The sequence below is a fragment of the Knoellia sp. B-D-2 genome (assembly GCF_057714695.1).
This window is the reverse complement of record NZ_CM173189.1, coordinates 1-22,181: the sequence shown is the minus strand read 5'-3', so window position 1 is coordinate 22,181 and position 22,181 is coordinate 1. Positions and strand designations below refer to the sequence as shown.

The following is a 22,181-nucleotide window of genomic DNA, read 5'->3' as shown; positions in this document are numbered from 1 at the left end:
GGCAGGGGAAGGGCTCGCTCGGCGAACGGGTGAGGGCTAGGTCAGGTTCCGGGTGAAGTCACGGCGGCTTGGTTCAGCGGTCGGCGAGGATCTCAGCGAGGTCCGTGGGGACGGGCATTGGCGCCATCAGTGGAACGGTCGCACGGCCGGTGTTGCCCTCGGGGTAGCGCCCGAGGGCCGATCCAGGAGCGGCGACCAGGAGCCGGACGAACTGACCGATCGTTTCTCGCCGGTCACGGTCCCTCCACGCCGCGCGAAGCATGACGCCGTGCGCCTGCGTGTGCGGCCAGGGCCATGGCTGGGAGAGGATGTGGGCCCGCTCCAGCGCCGACCAACGCTGCTCGCTCGTCGCCGACCTCCGCGCCTTGCGTAGTTCCGCCTCGAACGCCGTCCGCACGGCGGCGGGCATCCGGCGGCTCACTGCCGATCCTCGCCCCGGGAGAGCGTTACCGGCGCAGGTTCGCGCTCCGCTTTGGTCCGCTCGCCGCCTTCAGACGGTGCCGAGGCGCAACACGCGTCGTCGGCGCAACCGGTGGCACCGGCGGAGCCCTCCCTCACGGCGGAGAGGGCCGCGGGGGTGCAGCAGTCGTCCCCCTGCCAGTTCTCCCAACCCTCGCGGACGGCGACTGCGGCGATGATCAAGGCTGCTACCGGGTCGGCCCAGGTCCAGCCGAGGGACGCGTTGAGCACCAGACCGATCAGGAGCACTGCGGACAGGTAGGTGCACAGCAGGGTCTGGGTGCCGTCACCTTCGACGGCTCCGGAGCCGAGCTCGCGACCGGTCCGTCGCTGCCACACGCTCAGGAACGGCATGACGGCGAGAGAGGCGATCGCCAAGCCGATGCCGACGGGGCTGCTGTCCGGCTGGGCTCCGGTGAGCAGGGCATGTCCGGCCTCGACGGTGAGGTAGGCAGCCAGCGCGAAGAACGAGATGGCGATGAGGCGCTGCGAGGTGCGTTCTCTACTCTCGGGCATGGGGTGGCGGAACTGCCAAAGGATCACCAGCCCGGAGGAGACTTCGACGAGGGAATCCAGGCCGAACCCCACGAGCGCGGAGGATCCAGCGATGTTCCCGGCCGTGATGGCGATGACGGCCTCGACCGTGTTGTAGGCGACGGACGCGGCTGCGAGCAGTTGCGCGCGTCGCATCAAGGTCGCGCGGCGCGCTGGCGTCGCCAAGGTGGTCCATGTGGTCACCACGTGACCTCCTTGCATCCGGTGTGAGTGTCGGGTTCGACCTGCAGGGTGGCGTGCTCGACGCCGAAGTCGGTGCGCATGACCATCCGCGCGCTATCCAGGACGGCATGGGGGTCAGCGTTGCTGTCGGTCACGAGGTGGGCTGTGGCCACGTTCATGCCCGAGGTCAGGGTCCACACGTGAAGGTCGTGGACGTCGGTCACACCGGGAACGCGCGCCAAAGCACGGTCGACCTTGTCGGGATCCATGCCCGCCGGGGCATGCTGAGCGAGTACCGCGAGCACTTCGCTGCCCAAGAAAACGGCCCGAAAAGCGACGAAGACCGCGATGGCCAAGGCGATGCCGGTGTCCCACCACGCGTTGCCCGTGGCAGCCACCATCACCCCGGCGACGATGACGCCGATCGAGCCGACGGTGTCCGCGACCACCTCCAGGTAGGCGCCCTTGACGTTGAGGCTCTCGCTGGCACCTCCACGAAGCAGCAACAGCGCGACCAAGTTGATGACCAGTCCGACGGCACCCACCAACAGCATCGGACCGGAGGCAATCTCGGCGTCACGGCCAATGCGTCCGATGGCCTCCATGGTGATGTACGCCGACACCCCGAGCATCAGCAGGACGGCAAGTCCCGAGGCGAAGACTTCAGCACGGTACGAGCCGAACGTTCTCCGGCCGGTGCTGTCCGGGCGCGTGGCGATACGAGTCGCTACCAGGGCGGCACCCAAGGCCACCACGTCAGCCGCCATGTGGCCAGCGTCAGACAGCAACGCCAAGGACCCCGAGATCAACCCAGCGGCCAGCTCGACGACGAAGAAGCCCGCGACCATGACGAACGCCAGACGCAACCGCCACCGGTGTGCTCCGCCCGCGTGCCCGTGGCTGCCGCTCACGAGCGCACCTCAGCGGAACCAGTGGCAGCGTTCCGGGCCCCGTCGACATCATGAGCGATGTGCTCGCGGGTCAGGTCGAGCAACATCCGCACGTGCGCATCCGCTAGCCGGTAGAACACAAGGCGTCCTTGCCTGCGCCCGGTGACAACACCGGACGCGCGGAGCATCCGAAGCGATTGCGACACCGTCGCCTCCTGCGTGCCTGTGGCGGCGGCCATGTCGCACACGCACAGTTCACCTGCCTCCAAGAGGGCGAACAACAGTCGCGCACGAGTCGGGTCACCGAGCAGCTTGAACATGGCAGCCACGCGGTTCAAGTCGTCCATCGGAAGCGAGGCGTCCAACACGACCTGAACCTTCTCGGCATGGACGCACTGCACTGAACAACCATCGAGCCCAATAACCGTGTCATCTGAGCGCATGATCAGATGTTAGACCCGATCTTCCCCCGCGCCAACATAGCGTCAGATCGGCATCTGGAACCCGGACACGAGCTCTGCTTGGAGCCATCTCGTGAGCGCCTCCCACAGTCCTGTGAGCAAGAGAAGGCCAACGAGAATGAGCAGCCCGCCGCCGAGGCGCTGAACCAGACGGTGGTGGCGTCGGACAAGACCCGCCACACGTTCGAACTTCTCGATGCCAGCCGCCGCGAGGATGAAGGGCACTCCTAAACCGAGAGCGTATGCCGCCGCGAGGGTGACCGCTCGTCCGGAGCTTGGGTTCATGGTCGAGGCCGAAAGAGTCATGACCGCAGCGAGCGTCGGGCCAGTGCACGGCGCCCAGCCGAGCCCGAAAACGGCGCCCAGCAGAGGTGCACCCAGCAGTCCAGCGCGTGGTCGCCACGATGGCGCAAGCTGGCGTTGTGACCCTGCACTGACGCCCAGTCCGAGGAAGACGAGTCCCATGAGGATGACCAGCACTCCTCCGACGCGCATGAGGAGTGCACGGTGCTCGATGAGTGACCGCCCGAGGGTGGCGATGAAGATCGACCCGACGATGAAGACGGTTGCGAATCCGAGGACGAACAGCGTTGCACCAAGGATCATCCGTCCCCGTGAACGTTGCTCAAGGGCAGTGTCACTCAGTCCCGTCACGTATCCGAGGAAGCCCGGTACCAGGGGCAGGACGCAAGGCGAGGCGAAAGACACCAGCCCGGCCAGTGCGGCCACGAGAATGGCGAGCGGGAGGGCACCGGAGGCAATCGTTTCTGTCACCGGATCAGGACCCGGAGCTCAGCACGTCATCAATGAGGCCTTGGAGCGTCGTGGCGGAGACGACCCCGTTGGCGCGAGCGGCGACCCGGCCATCAAGGTCGAGGATCAGCGTGGACGGCGTTGTCGCTGGGGCCTGCCGCCCGAAGGCGAGAATGAGCGTCCCGTCCTCGTCAGAGAGACTGGGATACGTCATCTTCATGGTTTTGGCCAGGGCCGCGCCGCGCTCGGGGCCCTCGCGGAAGTTGATGCCCATGAGCTGCACCGGCTTGCTGGCCGCTTGGACGTCAGTCCATACCTTCTGCAGGTCCGGGATCTCCGTGAGGCAGGGTGCACACCAGGACGCCCATGTGTTGATGACGACGATCTGGTTGCTGCGCTCGGATGTGCTGGACCAGCGCCTGCCGTCGAGCGTCGTCCCTTCGAGCGTGACGGGCTTGAGCCGCCGGTTCGTCGGGATCTGCTCGATCGCGCCGTTGCCGGCGATGTAGCCCTTCTGGTCGCCCTTCTTGGCCTGTCCGGCGACCGAGTTGGGGTCGGAGGTGCACGCGCCGAGCGCAAGGACTGCCACGCATGAGGCGAGCGCGACTGCCGCACGCGACCGGCTCATGAGAGAGCCCGAGTGCCGTACTCGGGGCGCAGGGTGACCGCCGCATCGGTCGCGGACAATACACGTTCGGCTGCGGCCAAGACTTCCATCGTGGAGTGCGGGTGCGCCAGAGAGTAAAACGAGGCTCGACCTTGCGCACGAACACTGACGATCCCGCAACCGAGCAGACAAGCCAGGTGTTTGCTGACCGTCGACTGGGCAAGCCCAAGCTGGCGCGTGAGGTCGACCACCCGCAGTTACCCCAGAGCGAGGTGTTGAACGATGGCCAGTCGGGATCGATCACTGAAACCGCGGAAGAGGCAGGCAGCCGCGGTCAACGCGTCTGTCCCCTCACTGAACGACGGCGCAGCACAAGGAGCGTCAACCGCGGTTTTCATCGTCATGTGGCGATGGTATTGGTTGCGGTCTGCGCCGGGGACAATGGGGCGACCGCGGGGTACTGGACAGGGGACTGTGGACGTTCGGTGACACCTGATCTATGGGGGGCCGAGGGGGCTTGCGTGGCGGCACCTCTCAGGCGCGGCCAGCGCATCGGTTTCGCGCAATCGAATGGGCTGCCCCTCGGTGACAGGCCAGCAATTGCCTCGGTTAGCTCTAGACCGGCGCGGACGCACGAGGTGACGGCCTGTCGGTGGAGTCCGTGGGAACGTGGCCAACCGCCAAGCGACTTCGAGGGGCGATGACCCCGCCGGCGGCGACAAGTAGGACGGCCAGCCAGGTGAGCGCGGCGGCAGCCGAGTTCGCCTCATCGAAGCTGGGGGTCAAAGCGCCGTCGATGACGAGGCGGATGCCGCCGTACCCGGGAAGCCACTGCGCCCAATCTTCTGGCTCCCCTCGCAGCATCGGGCTCTGCCAGATGCCGAGGTCGAGGAACGGGATGAGGAATGCAAGAAAAACACTGCTGACTCTGCCAAAGAGCGGGGCGAGAAGCGTGCCGATTGCCGCGTATGTCACCGCCACTAGAACGACGCCCGCGATGTATACGCCCCACTGGCGTGGCTGGAAGACGGTGGCCGTGACAGCGAGCGACACCGCGGTGGCGACTCCGGTCGCGACGAACACGAGGACCAGCCGTGAAGCAACCAGTGCGGCGCGGCGCTCTCCGGCGAGTACCAGTCGGCGGTCGGCGGCGCGGGAGTCGAGGACCATGAAGACGCCCACGAGCGAAGCAAGTGACGCGACCGCGATGGGGGCCATGGTTCCCGCATGCATGAGGGCCGGGTCCACCAGGTTCACGCGCGAAACCCCAACCTCCCTCAGCACCACGGGAGTCTGGCCGTGGGGGGTGACTGCGTCAGACAGAAGGATGAATACGGCTGGAACAGCAGCCAAGAGGACCCACAGCACCGGAGTTCGTATCCAGTCGCGCCAGCCCATCCTCAACCCCACAAGCAGCTGCGCGACCCACCCATGACCCCGGGCCTGACTTGCGCTACGGCCGGTGCCACCGTGCGCCACGACGACGAACGCCAGAAGGAGCGCACCCACGACCCAGATCGCGGACCACGCGAGCTCGCTCAGTCCGGCATGCCCTGCCGGAAGGTCCACGGTCCACAGGGACACGAAGTGCGTGGGCAGAAAACGGACAATCGGCGACTCAGTTCCGCTGAGGGTGGGTCCGAAGAAGACGTCGAGAATCCAGATGAACATCAGCAAGACCGAGCCGTTGACGGCGTTCGGCACGAATGCGCCCACCGCCGCACCCAAGCCGATGTAGACAAGGGCGAACAGCAGAGTGCCAACCGCCACTCTCCACACGTTCTCTACGTCACCTCGCGCGAACAACGCGCCCAAACCGGCGGCACTGGCGAGACCAGCCAAGACGACTCCGGTGAGCAGGCGAGCGGCCCGGAGCTGGCGCGGCGGCATACCTGCGGTCACCAACCGGGCGTCGGCTCTCCGGGCGCCAGACACTTGGAAGTACATGGCGATGGCGGAGAGGAACGCCGCTGCCCAACCTGCGGTCACGGTTTCGATGGCCGGCCCGCCTCCCGCACCACCCAAGAGTTTGGCGGCGTTGGACAGTGCCGGTGCTGCGGCAAGAACGAACGTCACGGGCACCACGACGAGAAACAGAAGATTGGCCCCGTTGCGGCCGTAGTCGGCCAGGAACCTCCGGAGCAGGAAGTGCGTCATCGCTGGTGTGTCCTGCCGTCCCGGACCTCCACGATCCGGTCGAAGCGTTCCTCGTCAGTGACGAAGTGGCTGATGATGAGGACTGACCGTCCGCGGGCGCGCCGGTCAGCGACGATCTCCCAGAACCGCACGTAGGTGTCCCAGTCGAAGCCGGAGTACGGCTCATCGAGCAGCAGCACTTCCGGATCCGGCAACAACGCAAGAGCCAGGTTGAGCTTCGCGAGGGTGCCCCCTGAGAGCTGGTCTGTGCGCGTCCTCGCATACCGTTCGAACCCCAGCGCAAGGTAGAGCGACCGGCGGCTTTGACGCTCGGCCGTGGAGGCGATTCCGTAGGCCCGACCGAACAGTTCGAAGTGCTCGTCGCAGTTCAACCGCGGGTACACCACCGGCTGCTGGGGGCAGTACCCGACTTGGCCGACAGTTGAGACCGTTCCGGCATCGGCAGCCAAGTCACCCACGAGTATGCGCATGAGGGTGGACTTGCCGGACCCGTTCTCACCGACCAGCCCCACGACCTCTCCAGCACCCAACGACAGACTGGCACCCGTGAGCACCGGTTGGGGTCTGCGTAGCCCTCGCCGCGGATACGTCTTCTCGAGACCGACCGCATCCAACACCGCGAAAGGCTCGCCTTCAAGGCTGCGCGGGGAGGAAACCGTTTCCAGGGGCACCCCTGCTGGCATCGTCATCACCTCGCACCTTCCATATGACGGCTCGATCCGGATGTCCGGTCAGTACCACCATGCCGCCCGGCCATGAAGATCCCGCCTGTCGAACAGTGAAGATCCCCTGAAGACCGGTGTCAGGACCCGGTGTCAGGTGGCGGGGTCCTCCCAGCCCAGGGGAGGCCTCCGTGGCGCCCGATAACATCGAGGTTGCCGCGTCGCGCCGACTGGCTGGCCCTCACCCCTGCAAGGAGTCGGTGCCCCGTGGGCGGACACCACGCGCGTCACGGGGTGGACGACTCGGCGCCGATGCGCCGGCTTGCCGTCGCCGTGATCGCGCCCATCGCCATCGCTACCCTCGCCGCATTGGTGTGGTCGTGGAGGTCTGAGGGCTTCGACGAGCGCCCGGCTGTGGATCAGGCCGCCGCCGCGGCGCGCCTGACCGCGTGTCGGTCCTGGTCATTGCGATGGCGCCTGTTCCCGAGCATCGACGGACGCGCATCTTCAGCGAACCTTCACGGAAATGCGACTGTGCAACGCGGGTCCGGCGAGGAGGGTGGTGTCATCGAACCCGGCACCAAGCGTCACCCATTGTGGGTACGACGGCCCCTTATCAAGGGTCAGCGCTTCCGGACCTCTCCGGACACGCGGTGGCAACTAACCACGAAACATCCAGGACAAGAAGGAACGTCACATGACGCGCTTCGCATTGAGACTTGCTTCCGCAACAGCATCCGTTGCCCTCGGGGTGGTTCTGGCATCCACCTCGGCATCGGCCGCACCTTCTGACGCCGCCACGTACGGCCAGCATGTTCGAGAATGCGCCCAGTCCATGGGCTTCGACCAGACCCACAACCCCGGCATGCACCGTGGCAGCTCGATGTGGGACCCCTCCCACACCTGCTGACGCCCAGACACCACGAGCCGACGGTGCCATCGCACCGTCGGCTCATGGTCGGCGCCCGCTTCCCGAAGGCGGCGGGCGATGAACGCGGTCGGGTCGCCCGAGGATCCAGGCCCCGACGACCTGATCGTGCTCCGTCGGCTAGCACGCGTAGGAACGGCCAGACCAGGTAGCCAAGCAGGAGGTGCTGGAGCTGTTCGTCCAGTCCTAGCGTGTGGGACTGAAGCGGCGCAGTCGCAGGCTGTTGCTGACCACGAACACGGAGCTGAACGCCATGGCAGCGCCGGCGATCAGCGGGTTGAGCAGGCCCAACGCCGCGAGAGGCAAGGCGGCCACGTTGTAGGCGAAGGCCCAGAACAGGTTGCCCTTGATCGTGCGCAGGGTGGCGCGTGCGAGCCTGATGGCGTCAGGCGCGGCCCGTAGGTCACCGCTGACCAGGGTGAGGTCCGAGGCCTCGATGGCGACGTCAGTGCCGGTCCCCATCGCGAGTCCGAGGTCGGCTTGGGCGAGCGCGGCGGCGTCGTTCACCCCGTCGCCGACCATGGCGACCACGGCGCCTGCATCCTGTAGGCGCTTGACGACGTCGACCTTGTCGGCAGGGAGAACTTCGGCGATCACGTCGTCGTGATCGATGCCGACCTGCGTCGCGACTGCTCGCGCCGCCTTGGCGTTGTCACCGGTCAGGAGGATGGGGCGCAGTCCGAGGTGGCGGAGCTCGGCGATCGCCTGGGCGGAGGTGTCCTTGATGGTGTCGGAGACGACGATGACGGCGCGTACGCGGCCGTCCCAGGCGACCCACACCGGGGTGCGGCCCTCGCTCTCCGCTGTCTCAGCGAACGCCTCCAGCTCGCCCGGAACGTGCAGCGACCACTCGTCAGCCAGCCACGAACGTCGGCCCACCATGGCCGCGTGACCACGGACGGTGCCGGAGACTCCGTTGCCCCCATGGTTGGTGAAGTCCTCCACCGGGGCGAAGTCGATCCCGGCGTCACTGGCGTGCCTGGCGATGGCGCGGGCGATGGGGTGCTCGGAGGCGTCCTCCAGCGGACCGGCGATCGACAGGACGCTTTCGAGGTCCTCGCCGACGACTGGGTGGACTGCGGCGACGCCCATGTGCCCGGTGGTGACCGTGCCCGTCTTGTCGAGGACGATCGTTTCGACACGACGGGTCGACTCGAGGATCTGGGGCCCCTTGATGAGGATGCCGAGCTGGGCGCCGCGACCGGTTCCGACAAGGAGTGCCGTGGGCGTGGCGAGGCCGAGGGCGCAGGGGCAGGCGATGATGAGCACCGCTACTGCCGCGGTGAAGGCTGCCGTGGCTGAGCTGCCCGTGATGAGCCACGCCGCGAGGGTGAGCAGCGACAGCCCGATGACGATCGGCACGAAGACGGCGGACACGCGGTCCGCGAGGCGTTGGACCTCGGCCTTGCCGTTCTGGGCGTCCTCCACGAGCCGTGCCATCTGGGCCAGCTGGGTGTCCGAGCCGACGCGTGTGGCGCGTACGACGAGTCGGCCGCCGGCGTTCACGGTGGCGCCGACCACGGGATCTCCCGGGCCTGCCTCGACGGGAACGGACTCACCGGTCAGCATCGAGGCGTCGACGGCGGACCTGCCGGACTCGACCTGGCCGTCGGTGGCGATCTTCTCGCCCGGGCGGACGACGAAACGGTCGCCGACGCTCAGCTGCCCGACCGGCATACGGACTTCGGTGGGTCCGGAGGGACCGTCGCGCAACACGGCGACGTCCTTGGCGCCCATGTCGAGCAGTGCGCGAAGTGCGGCGCCGGAGGTGCGCTTCGCACGCGCCTCGAAGTAGCGGCCGGCCACGATGAAGGTGGTGACCGCCGCTGCGACCTCGAGGTAGATGTGCGGCTCGGGTGCACCGTCGGACCGGCTGGGCAGTAGGTCGAAGGGCATTCGCATGCCGGTCATTCCTGCGTGGGTGAAGAACAGTGCCCACAGGGACCACAGCCATGCGGCGCCGACGCCGACGGAGATGAGGGTGTCCATGGTCGCGGCGCGGTGGCGGAGGTTCGTCCAGGCGGCCCGGTGGAACGGCAGCGCGCCCCAGACGACGACGGGGGATGCGAGTGTCAGCGAGAGCCACTGCCAGTTGTCGAACTGCAGGGCCGGGATCATCGACATCAGTAGCACGGGGATAGTCAGGACCGCCGAGACGGTGAGGCGCTGTCGCCACGCGGCGGCCTCCTCGTCCTTGGTGCGCTGTGCGGCGTCCTCGACGGCTTGGCCCTTGACCGGCGGGGTGGGGAGGGCAGCGGTGTATCCGGTGGCCTGGACGGTCGCGACCAGATCGTCAGGCTCTACGTCGGTCGTGAAGTGGACCTTCGCCTTCTCTGTCGCGTAGTTCACGCTGGCGTTGACGCCCGGCATCTTGTTGAGCTTCTTCTCGATGCGGGCTGCGCATGAGGCACAGGTCATGCCGCCGATCACGAGCTCGACCTCCCGGTCGTGCTGCTGAACGTCGTCCACGTGCGTGCTCATGGTGCTGTCCTTCCCCGTCAGGCTGGGCTGGTGTGTCGTTACGGGCGGGCGAGGTGGTAGTCGCCGGCCTCGTCGAGGGCCGCAGCGACCTGGTCGTCCGTGAGAGGGGTCGTGGCGGCCACCGTCACCGTGGAGGAGCCTCCGGCGACGAGCTCGACATCGACGTCAGTGACGCCGGGGAGGTCCTTCAGCTCGCTGGTGACTGCACTGACGCAGTGGCCGCAGGTCATGCCGGTGACGGGAAAGCTCTGGGTGTTCATGGCGGTCTCCTTGCTTGAAGGGGCGTTGTTGGGTGCGGACGACGTCCCGCCGCAGCACGCGCAGCCGTTCGACTGCGCCAGCGGCAGGGACATGTCAGGAGTGTTTTGCGACATCGGGTTTCGCTTTCTTTGGGCGTTGGCTTAGGAGCGGACGAGTCGCGCTATCGCGGCAGAGGCCTCGTCGATCTGGCGGTCGAGGTCTGACGTGGTCCCTGCCGCTGCATGGGATATGCAGTGGCGAAGGTGGTCGTCCAGTAGGCCGAGGGCTACTGCTTCAAGCGCTTTGGTGGCCGCGGAGACCTGGGTGAGGATGTCGATGCAGTAGGTATCGGACTCCACCATCTTCTGCAGGCCGCGGACCTGACCCTCGATCCGTCGCAGCCGCCGCAACTGGTCGTCCTTGCTGTCGATGTAGCCCGGCACGACCCGGGCTGGACTCTTCTCGCTCATACGCTCCTCCACCATGTCGACAGGTCCAACATACCCTCCAGGGGTAATATTCCGAGAGGTGCTGTGGGTGGGATTTCGCTCTTGCGTCGCGGTCGCGGGCTAGCGGCCCGCATACCCGTCGTTGCTTAAGGTCGGCGGAGCAGGGTGTGCCTGTGCCGATCTTGCCCCAGTGGTGCGCCGAGCTGCCGAGACAGCCGCGATCGGCGAACGGCGGGCTTTGGTCACGTGGCTCCTCGCCGTGTCGTGTAGCGCTCAGTCTGGCGAGTGCAACCGAGGAGTTCGTCGGAGGTCCTATGAAGTTTCAGTGAAGCCCACACAGGTGTGCCGCGGCCGGCGCACCCGGCTACGCCCGGTCGAGGGGAAGTCGGATGGTGAACGCGGCTCCGCCACCGAGGCCAGGGCTCGAGGCGGACAGGCCCCCGCCATGGACTTCGACGAGCGACTGGCTGATGATCAGGCCGATACCGCTGCCGGCGCGCGCAGCTGCGGGCCGGGTCGGCGCGGTAGAACGCCTCGAAGACGTGACCCAAATGGTGGGTGTCGATCCCTTCGCCGTTGTCCGTCCCGGTGATCTTCACCCAGGCCGGGGTCGAGCTTGAGCACGCAGACTCGAACCCGTCCGTCGGGAGGGGTGTGTTGCAGCACGTTGTCCAGTATGTTGCCGAGCACTTGGGCCATGCGGTCCGGGTCGGCAGAACGGAGCCCGCTTGCCGGGTGTCCACGTCGAGGGCGATCTGCTGGGCGTCGTACGCGTTCCGTGCAGCGGCCGTGGCCGAGTCAACCAGCGTGTTGGTGTCCGTGGGCATCGTTGGAGATGAGCCCACCTTCCTCCGCGCGCGCGACGGCGGTGATGTCCTGAACGAATCCGCTCGCGCAAAGTAACCGGCATCGGACGGACGAACTACATCGAGGACACGATGAGTTCACCAACGAGGTCGGCGCGGTGGAATAGCCGCTGCACCCATCGTCCTCCTGCGGCTTCGGGTCATCGAGCAGTCGCGGCTAGCAGTAGGCCCAGTGCCCAAACCAGATCAAGGCACAGCAGGGCCCACTTGAAATCGGAGCGGATCAGGAAGTTGACCGTGGTCATCCACCCGATCGAGGCCAGTCCCGACAGTGCCAATATGGCGAGAGCGCCGCCGCTGTCTGAGCGCAGGCCGGTGTTAGCGACGTATAGGACCAGGAACCCCGTCGTGACGACGTAGCCGCCCATCACCCAAAACACGCGGCGTAGCCACCGGCCGAGACCGGGAACGGCATGGAAGATCTCCTGGGTGGTGGAGCTCATGAATCGCGCGTCCTCGGGCAGCAGTGCCGGACGCGCCAGAATGAAGAAGCCACCGATGCCCACGAGGCTGATGCCGCAGAGGGTCAAAAGCCATGCCGCGATCGATGTCATCGCGGCGAGAGAACTTCGCTGTTTGCTTCGGGCACGGACGGCTGGTGCACCATGGGTCTGCCAACACGGGGGGTATCCCAGGGTGCGGGCGGGGCCGTTCCGGCGGCGACGGCGTGGTTGCCGAAGGCGGCTTCTCGACTGGGCTCGCCGCGAAGGAGTCGGGCGAGCACCATGTCGATAACCGCACTCGTGAGAGCTCCCAGTTGGGGTGGTTCAGCTGACCCGCGTGCATCGCCATCCACCGCAGGGATGCGGCCATGTCGGTCGGCGAACCGATACAGCGGTATCTCGAAGCTGTCCGCGACCTCTGCGAAGTTCACCGCGGCAAGGGATGGCGCTTGTTTGGCCCAGGCCAAGACCGGGTGAACGACGAAGCCGGTGTCCGGCAGCGCCAGCGGGGGGAGGCAGTCGATGACTGTGACGAGGTGGATGTCCAAGCCCACCTCCTCCGTAGCCTCGCGCAGCGCCGTTGCGACGGGGCCCCGGTCGCCCGGTTCGGCGACACCGCCTGGGAACACGATCTGGCCCGGGTAGTCGGTCAGATCGCTGGTTCGTTCAGTCAGCAGAACTTGTGGTCCTTGAGCCCCCTCGGTGAGAAGAACAAGCACTGCCGCTTGTCTGAGCGCGACCCGTTCGGGCCCGTAGTCGATAGAGAGGGCATCTCGGGCCTCCTCCATCAACCGGGTCGCCCAGCCCGGGCGTGTTCGCTCATCGCGCTGTCCCTGGAGACCTGGGCGTCCCTGGTCCGGAGTGGACGCGCCGGGCACCCAGGTGATTTGAGCGGAATCGGCACGCATCAGGGCCACCCCGGGTCGAGGGTTTCCCGGTTGCACAAATCGAGTCTGCTGGCCAAGGCCTGGATGTCCGAACAATGCGCGGGCAGGATGGCGCGCCGGCGACATGTGCTTTTCGACCGTCCAGTCGCCCGGGTTGTTTGCGACAGCGACGAACGCTTGGCCCGCGCCCACCAGGTGGGCGACTGGCCCACCAAACGCCATGAGGGTCTCACTCATGGCCGGGACGAGAACCAAGTTCGCCCCCGCCTCCGCCAGGGCGTTCACCGCCAGTGGGTTCAGCAGATCGCGGCAGATGGCGATCACGAGGTGCCACCCTTGGGCACTGACGTAGATCCGTAACTCCGGCCATCCCACGGGCTGTATGTTCTCCACGATTGGCCCATCACCAGGGGAGTGCTTGTCGTGCAGGAGTGGCTGCTCGTGCCCCCGCATCCAAGCGATTGCGGTGTTCCTGCGGCGGCGTTGTCCTGGTTCCTGGTCGTGTGGATCTTCGTGGTGGAAGCTACCAGCGATCAGGAGGCCGGGGCCGTCCGGTCGGCGTACCCATTCCTGCAGCTCTAGAGCCATCTCCTCGGTGAGGCACAACTCAGGCAAGACAACGATGGAGGCGCCAGCGCCGGTTGCCTGGCTGATGAGCTTGTTGACTTCGACGCTCTGTCGCGCAGCGTCGATCGGACCGATGGGAAACGTCCGCCCGTCCCTGACCTGGGCGAGGTCCAGTTCTAGGAGGCTGCGATTGGGATGACAGGTAGCGATCACAGCGTCGTGGCTCATCAGGGTGTCGAGGTTGTCGGCAATGCTGTAGTCGAACACGATGCGGAAATGAACCGCCCATTCACCGGCCAGTCGCACACGCCGCGTCTCGTCCAGCCGGTTCGCTAACCGCCACGGCGGTGAGGTGGGCCGCATTGCTGTCACTCTCCGAAGGTCGGGATTGTCCAGCGGGATGGGGTCGCCCACTCCTGGTTGGTATGGACTGCGCCGTCGGAAGGACTCAAGGAACGTGTGCCCGAACCGGTCGTCCACGAGTTCTGCGAGGGCGTGGGCAACCAGCACGACGGGGACATCGGGAACGAGCCCCAGTGCTTCGGAGAGAGCACGTCGGACCGATACCTCGAGCAGGGTCGAGAACCCCTCGCTGGAGATCAGATCGTTGATGGCGTCGATGACCTTCACCACGGCTTGGCGGCTCTCCGGTTCGTGCCGGGTTTCCGAGAGAACCCTGTGCTCGTCCCGACACAAACGAAGCAGATGCGTGACCGTGATCAGCGGCTCGGACTCCGCGAGAATGGCTTTCTGAAGTGCCAGCAGCCGCTCCCGCGGTGACGAGAGTTGCGCGAGGCAAGGGTTGCACACGTCGATGGGGCGTTCCATGTCGGCGACACTGTCAGCGACCGTCCCTCGGAAACCAGAGCCTTTGGTCCCGCCGAGGCCGGCCACCGATCGGGGCGGGAGCCTTTTGCGCGGCACGGCCTCAACGATGCGTTTGGGGCATCGATGGCGCCGCGGCCCTGCCCGCCCCTTGCCATGTTGGGTGTGGTCGAGGTTTTGCTCGTGGCCTCATGGGGGCCGATGGGGTCGTGGGCAAGGTCATCACCACAAGGAGACCGCCGAAGTGATGAGCCCAGACGTGGGGCTAGCCGACGTCTCGGCCGTTCTCATCGGCTTCGGAACGCCGTCGCAGGCCCCACTTCGCAACCGGTCGGTCGCCCAACCTGAGGCGCTCACCTTCCCGCCGGCTCGATGGGTCCGTTTGCCGATTTCGTGCACCAGTCGCACCGTCACGGCCTACACCGAGAGCTGACCATGACGATTCGACCCCGCCGAGGGGCCCGACCGCGGCCGACGACAACAGAGTCGGCCAGGGCAGGCAGTCTCAAGGACGCGCGGTTAGGCGGCACAGGGCCACGAACGACGAGGCACTCGCAAACCTAGCCACGCTGTCGGCGCAGTCAGTTGCGAGGGCACAGGGCGACGAACGACGAGGCACCGCAAGTTAGTCACGCTGTCGGCGCAGTCAGTTGCGGCGGCACGGACATGGGTTCCGGCGCAACGCCCCTCGATGCACGACGTCCTGACCTAGCAGCTTCCTTGTCCCGGAGCGGCCGGGGCACCTCCGCCCCCGACGTTCTCCGGCGGCGGACGGCGATCGCGTGCCGGCTGCCGCAATCCAATCGGCTCCGGTCTTTGTAGGTCTCGCCTTTGGGGCGTCAGGCAGGGACGCATCACGGCCGGGTTGTCCGCCAGGCTTGGTGAAGGGTCAGGGCTCGTTATCGCTGGGGCGCGTGTCCAGTGGTTGTACTGGCGCAGTGCTTGGGGACTGACTGTTTGAAGTGGCGAGCGAGCTTAGCGCGGCGGTCGCTCAGGTGTGGTCTTGCTCGCCGCTGGCTGAGACGGTCCGCGACTCGGGAAGGAGCGGTGGTGGGCGCAGCATGATCGCGGCGAGCACGGCGGCGAACATGGCGATCCCGGCGTTGACGGTGAGCGCGGCGGAAAAGCCTTGGACGAAGGCGGCGTGATGTTCGGCGTCAATGCCGCGGGCGAACGCCGCACCTGATCCGAAGGACGCCATAATCGCTCCCATGATCGCGATGCCGAGGGTCAGGCCTGTGGTTTGGAAGGTGCTAAATACGGCCGCGGTTGTGCCATGGTCAGCGGCGTCGGTGGACCCCATGGCAGCGGCGGTAGTCGGGGAGGTGACAAGTCCGATGGCCAGCCCGGCCATGGCGAACCAAGGCATCAGCCTGCCGAGGCTCGAGTCCACACCCAGCCCCGACAGGCCAAACAGAGCCGCAGCGAGCAGAAGCATCCCCACCGTGACGGGCAGGCGCGGCCCGATCCGGTCGGCCAGCCGGCCGGCGAGCGGACCGACTATCACGATGGTCACCGTCAGGGGTAACAGGACGACCCCCGAGGCGAGTGCCGAGTAGCCGAGGACAACCTGCAGGTACAGGGCGAGGAAGAAGAAGAGGCTGCACATCACCGACGTAGCCAGCAGGATCTGGATGTTTGCCCCGGCGAAGGCCCGGTCTTTGAATCGTGAAAGCCTCAGCAGTGGTTCGACGGTGCGGTTCTCATGCCAGCCGAACACCGCGAAGCTGAAAGCAGCGGCCGCCAAGAGGGTGATGACGCGGGGGGAACTCCACCCGACGTCGTTGGCCTGGGAAACGCCGAGCAGCAACGCAAGAAGGCCGGTCCCGGAGATGGCTGCGCCCGCCGCGTCCAAGTGCCGCGGAGCGTCGGCCACGCGAGACTCGCTAAGAACGGCGCGGGCGACCAGCCAGGCGCCGAGGCCCACGGGAACGTTGAGCAGGAAAATCCAGCGCCACCCCAAGCTGTCGTTGATGATGGCACCGAAGAGTGGGCCCAGTCCGAGTGCGCTGGCGGAGACCGCGGCCCAGATCCCGATGGCCATGCCGCGCTCGTTGCGCGGGAAACTGTCGGCGATGATCGCCAGCGAGGTGGGGGCGACCAGTGCGGCGCCGAGGCCTTGGACCGCGCGGGCGGTGATCAACAACGCCCCATTTGGGGTCAGGCCCGCTCCGAGGGATGCCACTGTGAAAATCGCGAGGCCGGTGAGGTAGATCTTGCGCCGACCGTCGCGGTCACCGATCCGACCGGCAAGCATGGTGAACGCGGCGATGGTTAGTGTGTAGGCGTTGACCACCCACTCGAGTCCGTTAAGGCCCAGGCCGAGCTGGCGTTGAAGCGTTGGGAGCGCGACGGCCACCGCCGTGTCGTCCAGCAACAGCAAGAACGTGACCAGAGTGAGTCCGGCTAGGGCGATCCAGCGTCCCTCAGGCTTCGCGGACAGATTCGACGGTCTCGCGCCCGCGGCTCGTGTCCTGGAGGTGGTGCCACGTGTGGGACGTGACCCTTTCATCGGTGCGCACGCCCCCGACCAAAGTCGGGCTCAGACTCTGGGTGAACGCCTTTGATCACACGGATGGTCGGCACTTTCACCGCGCTGGTGGCCTCGGATTTCGGACTGCGGTGCATCGCGGTCACTGCGACCCCAAGGATCAAGGCAAGAACGCGTCCGGTGCTCATGTCGTTTCCCTGCTTTCGGAAGCTTCTGGCCCTTTGAGTCCGCGGCATCTATCCGCAGCTCGTTGATTGCCTTTCGCGCCACTCTGCGCGGTCAGGCACGGGCAGTGGCGATGTGACGGCTGCGCGGGTTACATGGCGCTTGTCCGCGCGCCAGCCGTCCCGTTGGCGGGCACCACAACGACCGGCTTGATCGCTGGCTTCTCGGTGCCACCGGACGCGTGCGCTGACTGGGAGGCCGCCGCGGACTCGCGGGCCAGGAACGCACCGAGTTCGGCGATGGTGCTCATTAGGGGTGCGGGGAAGACGACGGTGGTGTTCTTGTCCACACCGATCTCGACCAGGCTTTGGAGGTTGCGCAGCTGCAGCGCCAGCGGGTGAGCCATCATCGTGTCGGAGGCATCCCCGAGTGCCGCTGCGGCCAGGGACTCGCCCTCGGCGTTGATGATCTTTGCTCGCTTCTCTCGCTCGGCCTCGGCCTGTCGCGCCATAGCGCGTTTCATGCTGTCGGGCAGCTGAATGTCCTTCAGCTCGACCAGAGTGACCTCGACGCCCCACTCGACGGTGGTGACGTCGAGGATTTCGCGAATGTCCAGATTGATCCGGTCGGTCTCCGACAACGTCTCGTCTAGTGTGTGCTGGCCGACCACCTTGCGCAGCGTGGTTTGGGCGATTTGGTCGATCGCGGCATGCACGTTCTCAATCGCGACCACGGACTTGACCGTGTCCGTAACCCGGAAATAGGCGACAGCGGAGACGTCCACGCTGACGTTGTCGCGGGTGATGATGCCCTGCGACTGGATCGGCATGGTTACGATTCGTCGGGAGACCTGATGCATCACCTCGACGAACGGGATGATCGTGCGGAGCCCCGGCTGGCGTGCCCCGGTGACGCGTCCCAGCCGGAACACCACGCCCTGCTCGTACTGCTTGACGATCTTGATCGTCATCGAAAGAAGGACGAACACAACGGCGACGATCACCGTCAGAACAATCGCTTCGGTGCTCATGGTGGTGCTCCGATCCGGTCACGTGGGAACCTTGCCGCTCGGAGCCGAGCTGCCCTATTCCTCACTGCTCCTACACGACCACGAGCTCGCACCGACGGGCAGGGTCCAAAGTCCCCTTTGCCCGATCAAGACGATGCACCCCCGTCCAACAGACGGGGGTGTCCCAAACGGCCGCAGTGGGTCTCGCTACGTTGGTGCTGCACTCCGAGCCTTGTGTCTGCATTTGGTCGTGAGCGCCCCCACGCTCAGGTGTGGTGCTGGCAAAGCGGTCTCATCGCCAGATCCGGGTTGGCCAACGCTGAGCCATCCTGCGAGAGTGCCTTTCAAGGTGCTGAAGGATCGGGGCGCGCACCGTGTACCGCGGGCATGGCGAACGCCTTGGTGCGGAAGTGAGCAGCCCCAAGACCCCACACAGCAGGTTGCCTCCCGCGCCCGTGAAGCGGCGCCGAAGATGAGCCGGGATGCGCTCATTTTCCGGCGGCTGTGTCCCCCATCGGCGCGGAGTCAGGCCTGCTACGGCCTCCCGATCCCACGTCCATGTCGTGTCCCTCATGACCGCCGCTCCCATGGCCACCATGCCCGTGTCCGCCCAGATGCATCATCAGCATCAGCACGACAAATCCAACGGAGAGAACGCGATCGACAGAAACACCCGCCAGGAGGAGACCGCCAAAGGCGACAATGAGCGCTAGGTAGACGAGTGGTCTCTGTTTCAGCATCACAAACTCCTTGCCTCGACTGCTCCCCACTCTTGTGGGCGCCATGTCTCCCCTCTAGGGGAGAAGGTCCTGCATCGTCCGGGCGAAGGTTTGCGACCTTCCATGGCCACGATGTTGTGCCCCCAAGGACATAGGGATGCGGGCTGAGGTCCGCGAATCAAGGTCTGATGAACAGGGTCGGCGCCCTTGGTGGACGGTGCTCAACGTCGCCTGAGAATGAACCCGTGGCGTCGGGTGAAAACTGACCCCTCTCGGGGTGTGGGGACGCGGCCGAGGACGCGGTTCTTGAGGCGGTGGGAGTCGCCTTGAGGTTGACGACGTCGGCGTGGTGGACGAGCCGGTCGATCATCGCTGCGGCCACGACGTCGTCGCCGAAGACTTCGCCCCAGGGGGCGAAGGGCTTGTTGGAGGTGACGATCAGTGAGGCCCGCTCGTAGCGGGAAGGGACGAGCTGGAAGAACAGGTTGGCCGCTTCGGGTTCGAAGGGGATGTACCCGACCTCGTCGATGACGATCAGCGGGTACCTGCCGAGGCGGCGCAGCTCGTCCTGGAGGCGACCGTCGTGGTGGACTCCGGCGAGGCGGTCGACCCACTCGCGCTGGCGGTGGCGAACGGCACCCGGTGCCCGGCGTGGCAGGCGCGGATCCCGATCCCGGTGGCCAGGTGGGTCTTACCGGTGCCGGGCGGTCCGAGGAAGACCACGTTCTCTTTGGCTGCCACGAAGTCCAAGGTGCCCAGGTGGGCGATGGCCTGCCGGTTCAGCCTGCAGGCGTGGTCGAAGTCGAAGTCCTCGAAAGACTTACGGGCCGGGAAGCGCGCGGCACGGATACGTCCTTCGCTGCCGTGGGACTCCCGGGCGGCGACCTCGCGTTGCAGGCACGCGGCGAGGAACTCCTCATGAGTCCAGGACGCCTCTCGGGCCCGTTCGGCCAGGCGCGGGATCGACTCCCGAAGGCTCGGCGCTTCAGGGCGCGGGTCAGGAACGCCAGCTCGGCCTCAACGTCCCGGGAGGCGCTGGTGTTGGCGGGCATCAGGCGACCTCCTCATCGGCGATCACGAACGCGGCGTCGTACACGCCCAGGTCCCGCTGCTCGACCACGTCGGGTTGCGGTGCCGGGTTTGGCTTGCGGGCCGCGCAGCCAGGGCGAGGGCTGCAGCGTGGTGGACCGGGTCGGTGAGGCTCTGGTGCCGCGCCCAGCACCAGCGCATGCTCGGCGACCACCTTCCCAGCCAAGGTGACGGTCACGGTGTCCAACCCGGCGAGGACCTGCACCTGTCGACCGACCGCGGCCGGGTCCACGGATTAGTCGTTGCCGTCCAAGCGCACGTAGTGGTCCCGCGGCAGGCGCACCTGGTGGCGCCACCCAAGCGTCGGTGGCACCGGCGGCAGGGCCAGCACCGCCGCCCGGTCCCCCTCCCAACGGGTGACCGGGGCGCACCCGATCCGGCGCACGATCCGCTGGTTCGCGGCCGGCAACCACGCCCACAGCTCGGCGTTGCGGTCCGCCGGCGACGCGAAGGTACGTCCGGGCAGGAACGAGGTCTGCAGGTAGCCGTTCGCGCGTTCGACGATGCCCTTGGCCTCCGGGTCGCCGGGGCAGCACTGATGCACCCCACATTCGACACGCCACGGAACGCATCGAAGCCCTCAATCAGCTTCGGCCGACCGGCCCCCAAAACCCGACCGCGGACTCGTTGTCCCACACCAGCTCGCGCGGCACCGCTTTGAGGTGCCCACTCAGCAGCAGCCAGTGCCCGGCGATCAGGTCCAGCGCCTGCCGGGACGGGTCATCACCGCGAACAACATCCGCGAGTACCCCGCGGCCATCGCCAGCACCGGCGTCCGCCCGACCTGCCCGAACCCAGCGGGACGTCCACCGGCGGGACCCACAGGTCGCACTGAACCCGACCCCCAGCCACATACGTGGTGCGCGAGGCCGGGTCCGGCGGCAGGTACACCGGCCGCAGCTCACGCGCCCGGTCCTTCAACACCGTGACCGAGCGGTAGCCAGCCAACCCTCTCCGCGATCACCGTCGCCAGCATCGACGGGTACTGACGCCGCAGCTCACGGATCGCCGGCTCGAACCCATCCACGCACGAGCCCTTCACCGGCCGCTGGTACCGCGGCGGATCGTCCCTCGCCAGCGCCCGCCGCACCGCGTTCCTCGAGACACCCAGCCGGCGCGCGATCGCCTTGATCGGCATCGCCTCCGCCCGGTGCAACCGCCGAATCTCCGCCCAGTCCTCCACGCTGATCACCCTCCACAGGGCCGTCGAGGGGGTCCGTTTCCACCCGTCGATCAGGGATCAGCTTTCACCCGTCGCTGACAGGTGCTGTAGCAGCCGGCGCCGTCGAGTCGCTCGGTCGGTGGAGACGACGGGAGGGGACCTTTGGCCCTGACCCAGCGCGTGTGAACGTCGTAGCGTCGGTATCGGGCTGCACGACCTGCTGGTTCACCGGCAGGAGTTCGGCTCGGTCGTCGCATACATGCAGGAGCTGGAAGAGATGAACCACAAGACGCATATGTACCTCATGGTCGGCTTGGTCGTCGGTGGGGGTGCGCTGTTCTTCTCGGGCCTCGTCGACGGAGGTGCGTTGTTCCTCCTGTGGCCGTTGGCCTGCATGGGGATGATGCTTGCGATGATGTGGGCGATGGGCGGCATGTCACGTCGGCCTGTCGAGCACACCCACGAGGATGGAGTGACCCACTCGCACGGTGACGTTGCGACCGGGCGAAAGTAGAGCTGTCGACGCCGGCGCCGCAGTCTCGGCGCCTTGACGGGTGAAAAGCGGCCACGTGGCTTCCGACGAGTGGGACATGATCACTGGACGGGCCTTCGCCACCCTGGGGGGCGTGGTGCTCACCGGCGGCCCGGGTTGGTCTTTGGCCCGCCCGCGGGCGGTGACCCAGGCCGTCGACCGGAACGGGCTGTCAGAGGTGTCGGTGCGCCGGCCGGAGGCGGCGCAGTGCCGGGTGAGCCTGACCCCACAGCTGTTCACCAGGCTGGGCAGCCTCTCACTGGGTGGTGTCGGGGTCGTGATGGCGGTCCCCTCGGGGTTGAAACTTGCAGTGGTCGCCAGAAGCACCGTCGGCTACGCCCACTACTGGGCAGGACCGCGGGGCCGGCGGACTCCTCTACGTCGCGCTGGGCGACAGGGCCGCACAGCGCATCGGCGCGAGCCGACCGGAGCACGGTTAGGTCGGGGTGCTGGCCCAAACGACTGCGAGACAGCACTGGTCAACGGGGGCAGGTCGTCAGTCTGAGCCGCTCCGGTGCCCGATGCACGACGTGCTCGACTCCCTGATCCCGGCTCTCGCCGCTCTCGGGCGTTCCCCGCACTGCTTTCACGCGCCTTGGTGGTGCGGATACCTTAGGTGAGG

General features: G+C 66.8%; 21 protein-coding genes and 1 pseudogene. 2 read left to right on the top strand and 20 right to left on the bottom strand.

Annotated features, from left to right (window positions below; all coding sequences use genetic code 11):
• Positions 1-73: 73 nt before the first annotated feature.
• From AC3EU2_RS00110 to AC3EU2_RS00030, 17 genes are all read right to left on the bottom strand, one after another.
• Entirely contained in the window at positions 74-421 is a 348-nt protein-coding gene (locus AC3EU2_RS00110) for a DUF3703 domain-containing protein (protein WP_488177721.1), read from the bottom strand.
• Positions 418-1,197 carry a cation diffusion facilitator family transporter gene (locus AC3EU2_RS00105; RefSeq protein ID WP_488177720.1) on the bottom strand — a complete coding sequence of 260 codons (780 nt, stop codon included), beginning with the start codon at positions 1,195-1,197 and terminating at the stop codon, positions 418-420. The genes AC3EU2_RS00110 and AC3EU2_RS00105 overlap by 4 nt, the downstream gene beginning before the upstream one ends.
• Positions 1,194-2,087, bottom strand: a complete 894-nt coding sequence (locus AC3EU2_RS00100; protein ID WP_488177719.1) for a cation diffusion facilitator family transporter — start codon at positions 2,085-2,087, stop codon at positions 1,194-1,196. Before AC3EU2_RS00100 ends, AC3EU2_RS00105 begins: the two co-directional genes overlap by 4 nt.
• Positions 2,084-2,509: an ArsR/SmtB family transcription factor gene (locus tag AC3EU2_RS00095; protein ID WP_488177718.1), complete on the bottom strand. Its 426-nt coding sequence runs from the start codon at positions 2,507-2,509 to the stop codon at positions 2,084-2,086. Before AC3EU2_RS00095 ends, AC3EU2_RS00100 begins: the two co-directional genes overlap by 4 nt.
• A gap of 42 nt (positions 2,510-2,551) precedes the next feature.
• On the bottom strand, positions 2,552-3,301 hold the full coding sequence (locus AC3EU2_RS00090; RefSeq protein WP_488177717.1) for a cytochrome c biogenesis CcdA family protein: 750 nt from the start codon (positions 3,299-3,301) through the stop codon (positions 2,552-2,554).
• Positions 3,302-3,305: 4 nt separating this feature from the next.
• The gene (locus AC3EU2_RS00085; RefSeq protein WP_488177716.1) at positions 3,306-3,869 is read right to left on the bottom strand and encodes a TlpA family protein disulfide reductase; all 564 of its coding nucleotides are present in this window, start codon (positions 3,867-3,869) and stop codon (positions 3,306-3,308) included.
• Between the two features lie 35 nt (positions 3,870-3,904).
• Entirely contained in the window at positions 3,905-4,138 is a 234-nt protein-coding gene (locus AC3EU2_RS00080) for an ArsR family transcriptional regulator (RefSeq protein ID WP_488177715.1), read from the bottom strand.
• A gap of 364 nt (positions 4,139-4,502) precedes the next feature.
• The gene (locus tag AC3EU2_RS00075; RefSeq protein ID WP_488177714.1) at positions 4,503-6,044 is read right to left on the bottom strand and encodes an ABC transporter permease; all 1,542 of its coding nucleotides are present in this window, start codon (positions 6,042-6,044) and stop codon (positions 4,503-4,505) included.
• Positions 6,041-6,733, bottom strand: a complete 693-nt coding sequence (locus tag AC3EU2_RS00070; RefSeq protein ID WP_488177713.1) for an ATP-binding cassette domain-containing protein — start codon at positions 6,731-6,733, stop codon at positions 6,041-6,043. Before AC3EU2_RS00070 ends, AC3EU2_RS00075 begins: the two co-directional genes overlap by 4 nt.
• Positions 6,734-7,820: 1,087 nt before the next feature.
• Positions 7,821-10,115, bottom strand: a complete 2,295-nt coding sequence (locus AC3EU2_RS00065; protein ID WP_488177712.1) for a heavy metal translocating P-type ATPase — start codon at positions 10,113-10,115, stop codon at positions 7,821-7,823.
• A gap of 38 nt (positions 10,116-10,153) precedes the next feature.
• Positions 10,154-10,468: a heavy-metal-associated domain-containing protein gene (locus AC3EU2_RS00060; RefSeq protein WP_488177711.1), complete on the bottom strand. Its 315-nt coding sequence runs from the start codon at positions 10,466-10,468 to the stop codon at positions 10,154-10,156.
• 48 nt (positions 10,469-10,516) lie between these two features.
• Positions 10,517-10,825, bottom strand: a complete 309-nt coding sequence (locus AC3EU2_RS00055; protein WP_488177710.1) for a metal-sensitive transcriptional regulator — start codon at positions 10,823-10,825, stop codon at positions 10,517-10,519.
• 343 nt (positions 10,826-11,168) lie between these two features.
• Positions 11,169-11,276 (bottom strand): hypothetical protein, encoded by a 108-nt coding sequence (locus AC3EU2_RS00050; protein ID WP_488179520.1) that lies wholly within the window; start codon positions 11,274-11,276, stop codon positions 11,169-11,171.
• Positions 11,277-11,810: 534 nt separating this feature from the next.
• The gene (locus AC3EU2_RS00045; protein ID WP_488177709.1) at positions 11,811-12,224 is read right to left on the bottom strand and encodes a hypothetical protein; all 414 of its coding nucleotides are present in this window, start codon (positions 12,222-12,224) and stop codon (positions 11,811-11,813) included.
• The gene (locus tag AC3EU2_RS00040; RefSeq protein WP_488177708.1) at positions 12,221-14,395 is read right to left on the bottom strand and encodes an NUDIX domain-containing protein; all 2,175 of its coding nucleotides are present in this window, start codon (positions 14,393-14,395) and stop codon (positions 12,221-12,223) included. Before AC3EU2_RS00040 ends, AC3EU2_RS00045 begins: the two co-directional genes overlap by 4 nt.
• A 988-nt stretch (positions 14,396-15,383) precedes the next feature.
• On the bottom strand, positions 15,384-16,904 hold the full coding sequence (locus tag AC3EU2_RS00035) for an MFS transporter (RefSeq protein ID WP_488177707.1): 1,521 nt from the start codon (positions 16,902-16,904) through the stop codon (positions 15,384-15,386).
• Between the two features lie 295 nt (positions 16,905-17,199).
• Positions 17,200-18,078 (bottom strand): slipin family protein, encoded by an 879-nt coding sequence (locus AC3EU2_RS00030; RefSeq protein ID WP_488177706.1) that lies wholly within the window; start codon positions 18,076-18,078, stop codon positions 17,200-17,202.
• A gap of 551 nt (positions 18,079-18,629) precedes the next feature.
• Between AC3EU2_RS00030 and AC3EU2_RS00025 the strand changes: the two genes are divergently transcribed.
• Positions 18,630-18,770 (top strand): hypothetical protein, encoded by a 141-nt coding sequence (locus AC3EU2_RS00025; protein ID WP_488177705.1) that lies wholly within the window; start codon positions 18,630-18,632, stop codon positions 18,768-18,770.
• Between the two features lie 184 nt (positions 18,771-18,954).
• Here the strand turns inward: AC3EU2_RS00025 and AC3EU2_RS00020 are convergent, their stop codons facing one another.
• The 3 genes and pseudogenes from AC3EU2_RS00020 to istA form a co-directional block, all read right to left on the bottom strand.
• On the bottom strand, positions 18,955-19,338 hold the full coding sequence (locus AC3EU2_RS00020) for an ATP-binding protein (protein ID WP_488179519.1): 384 nt from the start codon (positions 19,336-19,338) through the stop codon (positions 18,955-18,957).
• Complete coding sequence (locus AC3EU2_RS00015; protein ID WP_488179518.1) at positions 19,311-19,730, bottom strand: ATP-binding protein; 420 nt, start codon at positions 19,728-19,730, stop codon at positions 19,311-19,313. Before AC3EU2_RS00015 ends, AC3EU2_RS00020 begins: the two co-directional genes overlap by 28 nt.
• A 97-nt stretch (positions 19,731-19,827) precedes the next feature.
• A pseudogene (istA, locus tag AC3EU2_RS00010) lies at positions 19,828-21,057 on the bottom strand (IS21 family transposase).
• Positions 21,058-21,304: 247 nt separating this feature from the next.
• On the opposite strand from istA, the gene AC3EU2_RS00005 reads away from it, so the two are divergent.
• Positions 21,305-21,541 carry a hypothetical protein gene (locus AC3EU2_RS00005; protein WP_488177704.1) on the top strand — a complete coding sequence of 79 codons (237 nt, stop codon included), beginning with the start codon at positions 21,305-21,307 and terminating at the stop codon, positions 21,539-21,541.
• The last annotated feature ends 640 nt before the right edge of the window (positions 21,542-22,181 follow it).

What these genes read in the sequence shown, in the direction of transcription:
- AC3EU2_RS00095 (WP_488177718.1), bottom strand. Translation starts at nt 2,509, where the DNA reads ATGCGCTCAGATGACACGGTTATTGGGCTCGATGGTTGTTCAGTGCAG.
- AC3EU2_RS00075 (WP_488177714.1), bottom strand. Translation starts at nt 6,044, where the DNA reads ATGACGCACTTCCTGCTCCGGAGGTTCCTGGCCGACTACGGCCGCAAC.
- AC3EU2_RS00070 (WP_488177713.1), bottom strand. Translation starts at nt 6,733, where the DNA reads ATGACGATGCCAGCAGGGGTGCCCCTGGAAACGGTTTCCTCCCCGCGC.
- AC3EU2_RS00065 (WP_488177712.1), bottom strand. Translation starts at nt 10,115, where the DNA reads ATGAGCACGCACGTGGACGACGTTCAGCAGCACGACCGGGAGGTCGAG.
- AC3EU2_RS00060 (WP_488177711.1), bottom strand. Translation starts at nt 10,468, where the DNA reads ATGTCCCTGCCGCTGGCGCAGTCGAACGGCTGCGCGTGCTGCGGCGGG.
- AC3EU2_RS00055 (WP_488177710.1), bottom strand. Translation starts at nt 10,825, where the DNA reads ATGAGCGAGAAGAGTCCAGCCCGGGTCGTGCCGGGCTACATCGACAGC.
- AC3EU2_RS00045 (WP_488177709.1), bottom strand. Translation starts at nt 12,224, where the DNA reads ATGACATCGATCGCGGCATGGCTTTTGACCCTCTGCGGCATCAGCCTC.
- AC3EU2_RS00040 (WP_488177708.1), bottom strand. Translation starts at nt 14,395, where the DNA reads ATGGAACGCCCCATCGACGTGTGCAACCCTTGCCTCGCGCAACTCTCG.
- AC3EU2_RS00035 (WP_488177707.1), bottom strand. Translation starts at nt 16,904, where the DNA reads ATGAAAGGGTCACGTCCCACACGTGGCACCACCTCCAGGACACGAGCC.
- AC3EU2_RS00030 (WP_488177706.1), bottom strand. Translation starts at nt 18,078, where the DNA reads ATGAGCACCGAAGCGATTGTTCTGACGGTGATCGTCGCCGTTGTGTTC.
- AC3EU2_RS00025 (WP_488177705.1), top strand. Translation starts at nt 18,630, where the DNA reads ATGACCGCCGCTCCCATGGCCACCATGCCCGTGTCCGCCCAGATGCAT.
- AC3EU2_RS00005 (WP_488177704.1), top strand. Translation starts at nt 21,305, where the DNA reads ATGAACCACAAGACGCATATGTACCTCATGGTCGGCTTGGTCGTCGGT.